The organism is Ruegeria sp. YS9, assembly GCF_024628725.1.
In the GTDB taxonomy this organism is placed as follows: Bacteria; Pseudomonadota; Alphaproteobacteria; order Rhodobacterales; family Rhodobacteraceae; genus Ruegeria; species Ruegeria atlantica_C.
The window spans coordinates 1,347,866-1,361,872 of the sequence record NZ_CP102409.1 but is presented as its reverse complement, the minus strand read 5'-3'; the positions used below and the strand labels follow the sequence as shown (position 1 = coordinate 1,361,872).

The following is a 14,007-nucleotide window of genomic DNA, read 5'->3' as shown; positions in this document are numbered from 1 at the left end:
CTTCTGACAAGCCAAAGCCCCGGTCGATCGCCGGGGCTTTGTTGTTTTCGGAACCCGGCGTTTATTCCGGCAGGATCACCGCGTCGACGACGTGGATCACTCCATTGCTGGCTTCAATGTCTGCCTGCACGACTTTGGCGTCGTTCACTTTCACGCCGTTTTTGGCATTGACGCTCAATCGATCGCCCTGAACGGTCAGAACCTTGGCGCGTTTGCCTGCGATATCACCGGACATAACCTTGGCCGGAACCACGTGATAGGTCAGGATGGCGACCAGTTGATCCTTGTTTTCGGGTTTCAAAAGCGTCTCGACAGTGCCTTCAGGAAGCGCGGCAAAGGCTTCGTCCGTGGGTGCAAATACGGTGAACGGACCTTCCCCTTTAAGCGTATCAACCAAACCTGCGGCCTGAACGGCGGCAACCAAAGTGTTGAACGACCCGGCGGCAACGGCGGTGTCGACGATATCAGCGGCCTGAGCCTTGAGCGGCATGGCGAATGCAAGTGCGGCGGCTGCGCCCATGAATGTACGACGGAACATGGCTGTCTTCTCCTCTCCAGCTTGTTATGGAAAGGGGTACGGGGCTTTTGCCGCAATGGATCACTCTGGTTTCAGTTTTCCTTGAGCTGCACCCAAATGCTCTGCGCCCGCCCCTCGGCCAGGAACGGCAAGGCGGCAACGGCATCGGGCCGATCCTGTTGCAGGTAATATCCCGGCCAAAGCATTGAATACGCGCCAGATTGAAGCAAGCTGTGCAACACGTACTGCTCTCCCCAACCTGGGCAGTCATAGAAGAAGCGCTTGGGGTATTCGTAGGGCAAAAACACGTCGTGAACGTGGATCACCACGCCGGTGTTGAGCGAAGGTATGATGCGGCAGAACAGATGGGCGACATCGTTGCTCATCCGCACAACATGGCTGGAATCGATGAACAGAATGTCTCCGGCCTCCAGCTCAGCGAACAGGGCCGGGTCTGTATCTTCAAGACGTTTCTGCTCGAACCGGTCGACCACATGGGCGATATCGGCGCGTGGGTACGGATCAACCGCGGTAATGGTGGTATCCAGATTGCCGTCGATGATTGCCTGACGGGTCACACGGGTGGAATTGCCGCATCCGACTTCGATCACGCGTTTGGGCTGAAAGCGGCGGATCATCAGATACAATGCATCCGCATCCGGGCTGTTATAGTAACCATTGCCGATACGATAACCGGTCTGGTTGCGTGCGGGATCTTTCAGCGCCTCAAGGGCTGTTTTGTGACGCTCGTATTCCGCCACCAGTTGCGAGATGTCGAACCCCTCCATCCCCGGCGACAACGCATAGGCGGGGCGCGTCAACCCTCCTGCCGCTTCGAAGGCTTCCAGCCGCGCCCGTTCATCCTGTTCCGTAACTCTGTCGACCAGTTTCACCCCCAATTCTTCAAGGGCTGCGTTGATCTTCGGGAATTTTCTGGGTTTCAAGGCGCTGGCTCCGCGATCTGTGATGCAATGTTCCTTACCGTTGCAAACCGTTTCACTGCAAGGGCAAGCCGGGCAAACCCTTGGCAAAACGAAAATTTCCGTATTCACTGATGGAACTGACAACTGGGAGGGGCCCCATGCAGCAGGAATTTACACTCGGGATCGAAGAAGAATACCTGTTGGTGGATCGTGACAGCCTGCAATTGTCCGAAGCCCCCGAAGCGTTGATGGCGGCCTGCCAAAGCGATTTCGAAGGTCAGGTCAGCCCCGAGTTCCTGCAATGTCAGATAGAGGTTGGAACCAGACCACACACCACGGTCGCTTCAGCGCGCGAAGATCTGAAGCGGCTGCGGTCATGCGTGTCGAAACGGGCGGGTGAATACAACCTGTCCCCTATCGCCGTCTCGTGCCATCCCTTCGCCAACTGGAAAGATCAACACCACACCCGGAAAGAACGGTATGACGCGTTGCAACACGCACTCGGCGGCGTTGCCCGGCGGATGCTGATCTGCGGGATGCATGTTCATGTTGGGGTCGAAGACCCTGCGCTTCGGGCCGACCTGATGCCGCAACTGTCATACTTTCTGCCGCATCTCCTGGCGCTGTCCACTTCTTCGCCTTACTGGAACGGCGAGGATACCGGCCTGTCTTCATACCGGCTGACGGTGTTCGACAACCTGCCCCGCACCGGGCTGCCGCCAGTTTTTGCCAGTTGGAGCGAGTATGAACGGACCACGGGTATTCTGGTCGAGCTTGGCGTCATAGAAGACACCACCAAGATCTGGTGGGATCTGCGCCCTTCGCATCGTTTCCCGACTTTGGAAACACGGATCATGGATGTTCAGCCCCGGCTGGAGCACACGTTGTCGTTGGCGGCGCTGGTGCAGGCCTTGACCCGGATGCTGTGCCGCCTGAAAGACCGCAACCTGCGCTGGCGGCAATATGATCGTTTTCTGATCGGCGAAAACCGCTGGCGCGCTCAACGCTACGGAGTGGGTGAAGGGCTGATTGATTTCGGCGACCGGTCGGTCAAGCCCATGTCTGAACTGATCGGCGACCTCATGGGGTTGTTGGCTGAAGACACCGAAGCGCTTGGCACGATGACTGAACTCGCACGGCTCAGGCAGATTGCTGAAAACGGCACTTCCGCCACGCGCCAACGCCGTATTCATGCCGAGGCAACAGCGCGGGGGGACGATCCGGGGCAAGCCGTCGTGCGCCACCTGATCGAGGAATTTCACGCCGATCTCTGAACGTTTCCGGCTTGTGATCCGTTTCAACCGACTCATTGTTGCGCCTGCAAAATTTCTGTAAGAATTCAGAAATAAACAACCGTTCAATTCATTGCCGACGGGAGGGAGCGTCATGGATTTCGCACTCAGCGAGGAGCAAACAGCCATATTCGACATGGCGCACGCGTTCGGGCAGGAAAACATCGCCCCCTTTGCGCGCCAGTGGGAGGCAGACGGAACCATTCCCAAAACCTTGTGGCCCCAGATAGGCGAACTTGGTTTCGGCGCGCTTTACGTATCCGAGGAAAGCGGAGGCTCAAACCTGACCCGCCTGGATGCCACGCTGGTTTTCGAGGCCCTGTCGATGGCCTGTCCTTCGGTCGCTGCCTTCCTGTCGATCCACAACATGTGCGCCAAGATGTTGGACAATTTCGCGGATGACGACCTCAAGGCACGCATCATGCCGGATGTTCTGAGCCTGAATACGGTTCTGAGCTATTGCCTGACGGAACCCGGTTCCGGCTCTGACGCGGCGGCGCTGAAAACCCGCGCCGAACGGACCAACGAAGGTTATACGTTGAATGGCACCAAGGCGTTCATCTCGGGCGGTGGCTATTCGGATGCCTATGTTTGCATGGTACGCACCGGTCAGGATGGGCCCAAGGGGATCTCGACCGTATATGTCGAAGACGGCACGCCGGGGCTCAGCTTTGGGGCGCTGGAACAGAAAATGGGCTGGAAAAGCCAACCCACCGCGCAGGTTCAGTTCGACGACTGCAAAATTCCCGCAGGCAACCTCGTGGGCACCGAAGGCGACGGCTTCAAATACGCGATGATGGGCCTCGATGGCGGGCGGCTCAATATCGCGGCCTGTTCTCTTGGGGCTGCCCAAGCCGGGCTTGAAATGACCCTGCAATACATGTCCGAGCGCAAGGCGTTCGGCCAATCCATCGATCAGTTCCAGGCGCTTCAGTTCCGTCTGGCGGATATGGAGATCGAATTGCAGGCCGCCCGCACCTTCCTGCGTCAGGCGGCGTGGAAACTGGACAACGGCGCGCCCGATGCCACGAAATTCTGCGCCATGGCCAAGAAATTCGTGACCGAAACCGGATCGAAGGTGGTGGATCAGTGCCTGCAACTGCATGGCGGGTACGGATATCTTGCGGATTACGGCATCGAAAAGCTTGTGCGCGATCTTCGCGTGCATCAGATTTTGGAAGGCACGAATGAGATTATGCGCGTGATCGTTTCACGCCAGTTGCTCGCCAATCGCTGAGGCCCCAATGTCAGATATTGAAATCCGCACCACAGGCCGTGCCGGTCGCATCACCCTGACCCGTCCTCATGCGCTGAACGCGCTGAGCTATGACATGTGCATGGCCATCGACACGGCGATGCGCAACTGGCGGGAAGACGATGCCGTTGACCTGATCGTTCTGGACGCCGAGGGGGAAAAAGCCTTTTGTGCGGGGGGTGACATCGCCGAACTTTATGAAACGGGCACCAAGGGCGATTATGCCTATGGTCAGAAGTTCTGGCGCGATGAATATCGTCTGAATGCCCTGATCTTCGAATATCCCAAACCGGTCATCAGTTTTCTTCAGGGGTTTACCATGGGCGGAGGTGTCGGAATCGGCTGCCATGGCAGCCACCGCGTCGTCGGAGAAAGCTCCAGGATTGCAATGCCGGAATGCTCGATTGGCTTGGTTCCGGATGTCGGCGGGTCTTTGATGCTGGCCCTTGCACCGGGGCGACTGGGTGAATTCCTTGGGACCACGGGCTTCAGAATGGGGCCTGCGGACGCGATCTTTGCGGGGTTTGCCGACCATTTCATACCGCAATCGCAATGGTCTGATCTGATCGAATTGCTGGAAGCGTCTGGAAATGCGGAACTGGTGGCCGATCATGCCGAAACACCACCCAAGGGCGAATTGGCAGAGTTGCAAACCGAAATCGACAAGCATTTTTCCGGTGAAACTCTGGGCGACATCCTGATCAGCCTGCGCAATGACGATCAGGAATTTGCAGACAAAACTCTGGAAAAAATAACGAAAAACGCGCCGCTTTCCGTGGCCTGCACGATCGAGATGCTGCACCGTCTGCGTGGCCCCTCGCTGACCATGCGGCGCGCCTTGGAGATGGAATACCGCTTTACCCACCGGGCGATGGAGCATGGTGACTTTCTGGAAGGCATCCGCGCGCAGATCATAGACAAAGACCGCAACCCGAACTGGCAGTTTCCCGATATGGACGTCCCCCTGGTGGCCGTCTCGAAAATGTTGCAGCCACTGGGTGCGGACACCCTGACATTCGAGGAGGACTGAGAGATGCAGATCGGGTTCATAGGGCTGGGAAACATGGGGGCACCCATGGCGGCCAATCTGGCAAAGGCCGGCCATCAGGTTCTCGGATTCGACACGGCGGGCGTTGCCGTTGACGGGGTGACGCAGGCCGGTACTGCGACCGAAGCCGTCGCCTCTGCCGATGAAGTCATTACCATGCTGCCGAATGGCGCCATCCTGCGGTCAGTTGCGGATCAGATCATTCCCGCCATGGCGAAGGGTGCGGTGCTGATCGATTGCTCGACAGTTGACGTGGACAGCGCACGCGCAGTCGCGGAACAGGCCAGCGGCGCTGGTCTGCTGTTCGTCGACGCTCCGGTTTCGGGGGGTGTCGGCGGCGCGGCAGGTGGCACCCTGACATTCATGGCCGGTGGGTCAGACGACGCATTTGCAAAGGCTGCTCCTCTGTTCGACATCATGGGGCAGAAAGCGGTTCACTGCGGCGAAGCCGGAGCAGGCCAGGCCGCCAAGATTTGCAACAACATGATCCTCGGCGTCACCATGATCGCCACGTGCGAGGCCTTTGCCCTGGCCGACAAACTGGGTTTGGACCGCCAAAAGATGTTCGATGTGGTCAGCACCTCATCGGGGTACAGCTGGACAATGAACGCCTATTGCCCTGCCCCAGGCGTTGGCCCGCAAAGCCCTGCCGACAATGACTATACTCCTGGATTTGCAGCCGAGTTGATGCTGAAGGACCTGCGTCTTAGCCAACAGGCCGCATCCAGTGCGGATGCGGATACACCGATGGGACAGGCCGCGACTGCACTTTACGAGCAATTCGTCGAAAACGAGGACGGTCTGGGCCGCGATTTCAGCGCCATGCTGCCTCGGTTTGAAAAGCGTGGGCGAAGTTGATCCAAGTCATATTCCACCCACGGAATGTTTGATATCCAAAGGGTGCAACCTATTGGAAAGGATTCTTACGTGATGACCAAAAACATGGGTGGACTCGACAAAACGCTTCGGATCGCAATAGGCGCCGCGCTTATTCTGGGCGCTCTGTTGGGATACGGAACCTGGATGTGGATCGGCATCGTGCCGTTGGTCACGGGTCTGCTGAATACATGCCCGATATACTCGGTGTTGGGCATCAGCACCTGCCCAACCAAGAAAAACTAGATTGGACAGGCGGTGGAGCGAAGACAGCCTGAAGCCGCCTACTCCGCCGCCACCCGATCCGGGTTGAGCATGGTTTTCAGATACCTACCGGTATGGCTGCGTTCGACTTGAGCGATTTCTTCAGGTGCTCCGACGGCTACGATCTCACCACCGCCGTCGCCGCCTTCAGGCCCGATGTCGATGATATGGTCGGCGGTTTTCACCACGTCCAGATTGTGTTCGATCACCACGACAGTATTGCCCTGATCGACCAATTCATGAAGCACTTCCAACAGCTTGCGCACATCTTCGAAATGCAGACCCGTGGTTGGTTCGTCCAGAATATAAAGCGTCCGCCCGGTTGATCGTTTCGACAGTTCCTTGGACAGTTTCACGCGCTGCGCCTCACCACCCGAAAGCGTGGTCGCCTGTTGACCCACCTTGATATAGCCAAGACCAACGCGGGCCAGCGCATCCATCTTGTCGCGGATTGATGGAACGGCCTTGAAAAACTCCTGCGCGTCTTCCACCGTCATATCAAGCACATCCGCAATGGACTTGCCCTTGAACTTGATCTCAAGCGTCTCGCGATTGTACCGCGCGCCCTTGCAGGTTTCGCAGGTGACATAGACGTCGGGAAGGAAGTGCATCTCGATCTTGATGACGCCGTCGCCCTGACACGCCTCGCACCTTCCCCCCTTGACGTTGAAGCTGAAACGACCCGGCTTGTAGCCCCGCGCCTTGGCCTCGGGCAGCCCGGCGAACCAGTCGCGGATCGGGGTGAAGGCCCCGGTATAGGTTGCCGGATTCGACCGCGGAGTCCGCCCGATCGGGCGCTGGTCGATATCGATGACCTTGTCCAGATGCTCCAAACCCTTGATTGTCTCACACGGCGCAGGCGTTTGACGCGCGCCATTCAGGCGCATCGAGGCGGTCTTGAACAACGTCTCAATCGTCAGGGTCGACTTGCCGCCGCCAGATACACCCGTGACACAAACGAACTTGCCCAAGGGAAACTCGGCCGTCACGTCCTTGAGGTTGTTGCCCGAAGCCTTTACCACTGTTACCTTTTTCTTGGTCCCCTTGCGCCGCTCGGCAGGCACTGGAATCTCGCGTACGCCCGACAGATACTGCCCCGTGATCGAGGCCGCATCAGCCGCGATCTGCTCGGGCGTGCCGTGGCTGACCACCTGCCCGCCATGCACGCCCGCACCAGGACCAATGTCGAACACATAATCGGCTTCGCGGATGGCTTCCTCGTCATGTTCGACAACAATCACGGTGTTGCCCTGATCCCGCAGATTCTTGAGCGTACCAAGCAACCGGTCATTGTCACGCTGGTGCAAGCCGATCGAGGGCTCGTCCAACACGTAAAGAACCCCGGTCAGGCCCGAGCCGATCTGGCTGGCCAGACGAATACGCTGGCTTTCGCCGCCAGACAGCGTTCCACTTGAACGAGACAGCGTAAGGTATTCCAACCCAACGTTATTCAGGAAGCCCAACCGCTCGCGAATTTCCTTCAGAATAGCCCGGGCGATCTCGTTCTTCTGAGCGCTCAGATGGTTCGGAGCATCCTCGATCCAGGCAAGCGCTTCGCGGATGGACATTTGCACCACCTGACCGACATGCAGCCCGGCGATTTTCACGGCCAAGGCTTCGGCGCGCAGACGATACCCTTCGCAGGTGCCGCATGGACGGTTGTTTTGGTACCTCTCGAATTCCTCACGGATCCACGCGCTGTCAGTTTCGCGATATCGCCGTTCCATATTCGGAATCACGCCTTCGAAACTGCGCGTCACCTGGTACACCCGTCCGCCCTCGTCATAGCGGAACTGGATTTCCTCATCGCCAGAGCCCCGCAGGAAAACCTGCTGCACTTTGCCGGGCAGGTCTTTCCAGGGCGTGTTCTTGTCAAACTCATAATGGCGCGCGATGGCTTCGATGGTCTGAAGGAAATACGGCGACTTGCCTTTCCTCCATGGCGCCAGGGCCCCGTCATACAGCTTCAACGTCTGATCCGGCACCACGAGTCGCTCGTCAAAGAACAGCTCGACCCCCAACCCGTCACAATCCGGGCAGGCTCCGAATGGCGCATTGAACGAAAACAGGCGTGGTTCAATCTCGGGGATAGTGAAACCGCTGACCGGGCAGGCAAAGTTTTCGCTGAAGGTAATACGTTCCGGCTCCCCTTCCCGTGGCGCGGTTTCCAGAATCGCGATGCCATCGGCCAGGTCCAACGCGGTGCGCAGGCTGTCGGCAAGGCGGGTCTCCATCCCCTCGCGCACGACGATCCGGTCAACGACCACGTCAATGTCATGGCGGAACTTCTTGTCCAATGTCGGGGGCTCGTCCAGTTCGTAGAATTGGCCATCCACCTTCACGCGCTGGAACCCCTGCTTGCGCAGTTCCAGAAATTCCTTCCGGTACTCACCTTTCCGGTCGCGCACGATCGGAGCCAGCAGATAACCCCGCGTGCCCTCCTCCATCGTCATGATGCGGTCGACCATGTCCTGCACCTGCTGCGCCTCGATCGGCTGGCCGGTGGCCGGGCTGTACGGCGTACCTGCGCGCGCGAACAGCAGGCGCAGGTAATCATAAATTTCGGTGACGGTTCCCACGGTTGATCGCGGGTTTTTCGAGGTCGTTTTCTGTTCAATGGAGATCGCCGGAGACAGTCCACTGATATGGTCAACATCGGGCTTTTCCATCATGTCGAGAAACTGCCGCGCATAGGCAGACAGGCTTTCGACATAACGGCGCTGACCTTCGGCATAAATCGTGTCAAACGCCAGCGACGACTTGCCCGAACCGGACAGCCCGGTGATCACCACCAACTGATCCCGAGGGATGTCGACATCAATGCCCTTGAGGTTATGCTCGCGCGCGCCGCGCACCTCTATATTCTTCAGCTCAGCCATTTCCGGCCCCCAACAAACAAGTGGTTTAGAGATAGGCGAGCTTGCCCGAGTCTCCAACAGAAAAGTTAGAACATTTAGTGAACGTACAGGTTTTCGCCGACCAAATCAAACGATGGGCATGGAATCGTACAGCGCAATGCCTGGCTATCTGGCGGACCGACGGTTTTGAGAAGAAAATGGCGCGGTTGACGGGGCTCGAACCCGCGACCCCCGGCGTGACAGGCCGGTACTCTAACCAACTGAGCTACAACCGCGCATCTATTTCATGGCCTTTATCCTGGACCAAGGTTGGCAGCGATGGCGCGGTTGACGGGGCTCGAACCCGCGACCCCCGGCGTGACAGGCCGGTACTCTAACCAACTGAGCTACAACCGCCCGCTGCATGTTCATTGCTGAACGTTTGGGTGTATTATGGCCACGGTCGGGCAGCGTCAAGCGGCGTTTTGCAGTTTTTTGTCAGAATCCAGTTTTTTGTTTGCCCGCTGTTTTTTGCCCTCGCGAATTGTTCAATTTCGCTTGCAGCGCACCCCCGGGGAAGATATGACCGCGTGTCATGGGTGATTAGCTCAGTGGTAGAGCGCTTCGTTCACATCGAAGATGTCAGGAGTTCAAATCTCTTATCACCCACCACCCCCTTTTCGGATTTTCGCTTGGAACCAGCGGGCTTGCCATGTCGCGCGTTCGGCGGCTATCGTGCCCTATTTGGCCCGACAACAGGCCACACGCAAAGGCTGAGATCACCATGACGGGGTTGAAGCGCGACATCGGCCTACTGGGACTGACCTTCATCTCAGTCGGAGGAATCATCGGTTCGGGCTGGTTGTTCGGCCCCCTTCTGGCGGTTCAGCATGCCGGGCCTGCGGCCACGATCTCGTGGATAATCGGCGCGGTTGCCATGTTCATATTGGCCATCACCTTCGCAGAGATTTCCGCCATGCTGCCCATTCCCGGAGGGATCGCGCGCGTGCCACATTTTTCGCATGGCAACATCGTTTCGATGGCCATGGGATGGACTGCCTGGATCGGCTACAACACCACAGCACCCATCGAAGTCGAAGCCATGCTGAAATACCTGGCGCCGTATGCGCCTTGGTTGCATACGGCCGAGACAGGTGGCTTGACCGGGGCGGGTGTTTTCGTCGCGCTGGTTTTCATGCTGCTGTTCGTCGCGGTGAATGCGCTTGGGGTCAAGTTCTTCACGCGCGTCAATGCAGCGCTGACCTGGGCCAAGATCGCCATCCCTGTTGTCCTGTCCGTTCTTCTTGTCGCAAGCCGGTTCAACATCGAGAACTTCACGCAACCGGAAGGGTTTGCGCCCTACGGCGCGCAGGGTATCATGGCCGCCGTTTCAACCGGGGGCGTTATTTTTTCATTCATTGGCTTTCGCCATGTGGTTGATATGGCTGGCGAAGTTCGAAATCCAAAGTTCGCGATTCCGGCCGCATTGGTGTTGTCGATTGTTCTTTGCGCCTTCATCTACCTTGGTCTGCAAGTGGCCTTCATCGGTGCGCTGGACCCATCCATGCTGTCCAAAGGATGGGCGCAGTTGAGCTTTGGAGGCGAAGGACCACTGGACGCCATCATCATGTCTGTCGGGCTGGTCTGGTTTCTGAGCTTGCTGAATGTCGGATCCGTGATAGGCCCCTTTGGCAACGGGCTGGTCGCAACCGGGTCGAACGCCCGTATCGCCCTCGCCCTTTCAAAAAACGGTTTCCTGCCCAGACGGTTGCAGACATTGTCGTCATTCGGGGTTCCGCTGTGGGCGCTGGCGCTGAACTTTCTGATCGGAACGGTTTTCCTGCTGACAGTACCCTTTACCACCGTCATTGCCCTGAACGGTGCAGCCATCGTCTTGTCATTTGCCGTCGGGCCAATAGCCGTGGTTTGCCTGAGAAACCTGTTGCCAGATCATCCCAGATCGATCCGAATACCGGCCGTGCGTCTTGTCGCGCTGTCCGCTTTCGCCATCGCCACGCTGATCGTCTATTGGAGCGGATGGGACACGGTCTGGCGGCTTGGCATCGCGCTGATTGTCGGCAGTATTCTGTTGCTGATCCGATTCCGGGGACGTTTGGACGAAATGGACGTTACCGAGGCCCTGTGGCTTGTGCCTTATTTCTCCGGTCTTGGGTTGATCTCATTCCTTGGGCAATTCGGAGCCGGATCGTTGAAGCAGATCCCGTTTGGGTGGGACCTTCTGCTTTGCATCCTGTTTTCGTCGATCATATTCGTACTTGCCGTTCGTTCGGCTCTGCCACCTAAAAAGTTCAAGGAATACATAGCGGAAGAAGAAATACTTGATCCAAAGCAACCGGTCATTGGATTGTAAAAAAGGCAGAGCATTCGCCCCGCCTTTTTCATTCGCTCAATCTGCTTAATGTGCCGTGGCCGAGGGTCCCGTCGCCTCTGACGAGGCTGCGGCGGCTGCGGCGGCCTCCTCGGCTGCTTCGTCCCATTCAACCGGTTCCGGTGTACGAACCAGAGAATGCTCAAGAACCTCCGAGACGTGCTTGACCGGGATGATCTTCAAGCCTTCCTTCACATTGTCCGGAATATCCGCCAGGTCCTTTTCGTTTTCTTCCGGGATCAGGACCGTCTTGATACCACCGCGCAACGCAGCCAGCAGTTTCTCTTTCAAGCCGCCAATTGGCATTGCGTTCCCGCGCAACGAGACCTCGCCCGTCATGGCGATGTCTTTACGAACAGGAATACCTGTCAGAACCGAGACAATCGAAGTCACCATCGCCAGACCAGCCGACGGACCATCCTTGGGCGTTGCGCCATCGGGCACGTGCACGTGGATGTCGATCTTGTCGAACTGCGGCGGCTTCACTCCGATCTTCGGAGAAATCGACCGCACATAAGACGATGCCGCATCGATGGATTCCTTCATCACATCGCCCAGCTTGCCGGTTGTCTTCATCCGACCCTTACCGGGCAGCTTCAGCGCCTCGATATGCAGCAGATCGCCCCCCACCGAGGTCCAGGCCAAACCGGTCACGACACCGACCTGATCGTCCTGCTCGGCCAGACCGTAACGGAATTTCGGCACACCCAGGAACTCATCCAGGTTCTCAGGCGTGACCGTAACGGTTTCCGCCTCTTTCTTGATGATCTTGGTCAGCGCCTTCCGTGCCACTTTGGCGATTTCACGCTCGAGGTTCCGCACGCCGGCTTCGCGGGTGTAGAACCGGATGATCGCGGTCAGCGCCTCATCGGTCAGTTCAAATTCCTTGTCCTTCAGACCGTGGTTTTTGACCTGCTTGGCGATCAGGTGCTGCTTGGCGATCTCGCGCTTTTCATCCTCGGTATAGCCGGCCAGAGGAAGGATCTCCATCCGGTCCAGCAGTGGCCCTGGCATGTTGTAGCTGTTGGACGTGGTCAGGAACATCACATTGGACAGGTCATATTCGACCTCAAGGTAGTGATCCATGAACGTGCTGTTTTGTTCCGGGTCCAACACTTCCAGCATCGCCGAGGCCGGATCACCACGGAAATCCTGCCCCATCTTGTCGATCTCATCGAGCAGAATGAGCGGGTTCGTGGTTTTCGCCTTTTTCAGCGCCTGAATGATCTTGCCGGGCATCGAGCCGATATAGGTCCGGCGGTGGCCGCGGATCTCGGATTCGTCGCGCACACCACCCAGGCTGATACGAATGAACTCGCGCCCGGTCGCCCGCGCAACGGACTTACCAAGCGAGGTCTTACCCACGCCCGGAGGGCCCACGAGGCACATGATCGGGCCTTTCAGCTTTCTCGAACGCTGCTGAACGGCCAGATATTCAACGATCCGCTCCTTGACCTTCTCAAGGCCATAGTGATCGGCGTCCAGAATGTCCTGCGCGCGCGCCAAGTCCTTTTTGACGCGGGATTTGGTGCCCCACGGCAAAGACAGAATCCAATCCAGATAATTGCGCACCACGGTTGCTTCGGCCGACATGGGCGACATGTTCTTGAGCTTCTTCAGCTCGCCTTCCGCCTTCTCGCGCGCTTCCTTCGACAGCTTGGTCTCGGCGATCTTGGCTTCCAGTTCGGCGATCTCATTCGCGCCGTCCTCACCATCGCCAAGCTCTTTCTGAATGGCCTTCATCTGCTCATTCAAATAATACTCGCGCTGCGTCTTCTCCATCTGGGATTTGACGCGGGTCTTGATCTTTTTCTCAACCTGCAAGACCGACATTTCGCCCTGCATCAGACCATAGACTTTTTCAAGCCGCTCGCTGACGCTGAGTGTTTCCAGCAGATCCTGCTTTTGTTCGACCTCGATGCCCAGATGGCCCGACACAAGGTCGGCCAGTTTTGCAGGCTCGGTGGTTTCACCCACAGCCGTCAGCGCTTCTTCAGGGATGTTCTTGCGCACCTTGGCATAGCGTTCGAACTCGTCCGCGACGGTGCGCAACAGGGCTTCAGTCGTGGTGACGTCACCCGGTATCTCGGTCAGATATTCCGCCCGTGCTTCGAAAAACTCATCGTTTTCAAGAAACTCGGTGATCTGCACGCGCGCCTGTCCTTCGACAAGCACTTTGACGGTGCCGTCGGGCAGTTTCAGCAGTTGCAGCACATTGGCCAGGACGCCGGACCGGTAAATACCGTCCTCATCCGGGTCATCGACGCCCGGATCAATCTGGCTGGACAACAGAATTTGCTTGTCGTCCTGCATCACCTCTTCCAGCGCGCGGACGGATTTGTCTCGGCCCACGAAGAGCGGCACGATCATATGCGGGAACACCACAATATCGCGCAGCGGCAGAACGGGGTATGAGGAGTTCAGAGGCTCTTGCATGCTCTATCCTTATCGTTGGCAAGATGGCGCTTGTCCCTCATCGAGGCAACATCCGGCCATCTCCTGTCTTGGACGATAAAGGTGGGGCCTCATCGCCCTTTTTCAACCTTACCGCCATGTAATGTGTCGCAGCATGAACCGAGGTTTTCGGGACTGCAAGATGTCCCGGG

General features: G+C 57.7%; 10 protein-coding genes and 3 tRNA genes. 7 read left to right on the top strand and 6 right to left on the bottom strand.

All coding sequences use genetic code 11. From position 1 onward, the window contains the following. Positions 1-61: 61 nt before the first annotated feature. Both NOR97_RS06905 and NOR97_RS06900 read right to left on the bottom strand, forming a co-directional pair. Complete coding sequence (locus NOR97_RS06905; protein WP_170344465.1) at positions 62-538, bottom strand: fasciclin domain-containing protein; 477 nt, start codon at positions 536-538, stop codon at positions 62-64. Between the two features lie 71 nt (positions 539-609). Then, positions 610-1,461: a class I SAM-dependent methyltransferase gene (locus tag NOR97_RS06900; protein ID WP_257600656.1), complete on the bottom strand. Its 852-nt coding sequence runs from the start codon at positions 1,459-1,461 to the stop codon at positions 610-612. Positions 1,462-1,598: 137 nt separating this feature from the next. On the opposite strand from NOR97_RS06900, the gene NOR97_RS06895 reads away from it, so the two are divergent. The 5 genes from NOR97_RS06895 (at position 1,599) to NOR97_RS06875 (ending at position 6,157) form a co-directional block, all read left to right on the top strand. After that, positions 1,599-2,714 (top strand): carboxylate-amine ligase, encoded by a 1,116-nt coding sequence (locus tag NOR97_RS06895; RefSeq protein WP_171725914.1) that lies wholly within the window; start codon positions 1,599-1,601, stop codon positions 2,712-2,714. Between the two features lie 112 nt (positions 2,715-2,826). Beyond that, a complete protein-coding gene (locus NOR97_RS06890) occupies positions 2,827-3,969 on the top strand; it encodes an acyl-CoA dehydrogenase family protein (protein WP_257600655.1) in 1,143 nt (380 codons plus the stop codon). Positions 3,970-3,976: 7 nt separating this feature from the next. Beyond that, the gene (locus tag NOR97_RS06885; RefSeq protein ID WP_257600654.1) at positions 3,977-5,017 is read left to right on the top strand and encodes an enoyl-CoA hydratase/isomerase family protein; all 1,041 of its coding nucleotides are present in this window, start codon (positions 3,977-3,979) and stop codon (positions 5,015-5,017) included. Positions 5,018-5,020: 3 nt separating this feature from the next. Next, positions 5,021-5,893 carry a 3-hydroxyisobutyrate dehydrogenase gene (mmsB, locus tag NOR97_RS06880; protein ID WP_257600653.1) on the top strand — a complete coding sequence of 291 codons (873 nt, stop codon included), beginning with the start codon at positions 5,021-5,023 and terminating at the stop codon, positions 5,891-5,893. Positions 5,894-5,965: 72 nt separating this feature from the next. Further along, a complete protein-coding gene (locus NOR97_RS06875) occupies positions 5,966-6,157 on the top strand; it encodes a DUF2892 domain-containing protein (RefSeq protein ID WP_306979674.1) in 192 nt (63 codons plus the stop codon). Between the two features lie 38 nt (positions 6,158-6,195). Here NOR97_RS06875 and uvrA read toward each other — a convergent pair whose 3' ends face one another. The 3 genes from uvrA to NOR97_RS06860 form a co-directional block, all read right to left on the bottom strand. Next, positions 6,196-9,054 carry an excinuclease ABC subunit UvrA gene (uvrA, locus tag NOR97_RS06870; RefSeq protein ID WP_257600651.1) on the bottom strand — a complete coding sequence of 953 codons (2,859 nt, stop codon included), beginning with the start codon at positions 9,052-9,054 and terminating at the stop codon, positions 6,196-6,198. Positions 9,055-9,231: 177 nt separating this feature from the next. Further along, positions 9,232-9,308, bottom strand: a tRNA-Asp gene (locus NOR97_RS06865). A 44-nt stretch (positions 9,309-9,352) separates the two neighbouring features. Beyond that, positions 9,353-9,429: transfer RNA gene (locus NOR97_RS06860), tRNA-Asp, on the bottom strand. Between the two features lie 180 nt (positions 9,430-9,609). Here NOR97_RS06860 and NOR97_RS06855 point away from each other — a divergent pair. Beyond that, positions 9,610-9,684, top strand: a tRNA-Val gene (locus tag NOR97_RS06855). 112 nt (positions 9,685-9,796) lie between these two features. Continuing rightward, positions 9,797-11,383: an APC family permease gene (locus NOR97_RS06850; protein WP_257600650.1), complete on the top strand. Its 1,587-nt coding sequence runs from the start codon at positions 9,797-9,799 to the stop codon at positions 11,381-11,383. A 45-nt stretch (positions 11,384-11,428) separates the two neighbouring features. Here NOR97_RS06850 and lon read toward each other — a convergent pair whose 3' ends face one another. Then, positions 11,429-13,837 carry an endopeptidase La gene (lon, locus tag NOR97_RS06845; protein ID WP_257600649.1) on the bottom strand — a complete coding sequence of 803 codons (2,409 nt, stop codon included), beginning with the start codon at positions 13,835-13,837 and terminating at the stop codon, positions 11,429-11,431. Between the last annotated feature and the right edge of the window lie 170 nt (positions 13,838-14,007).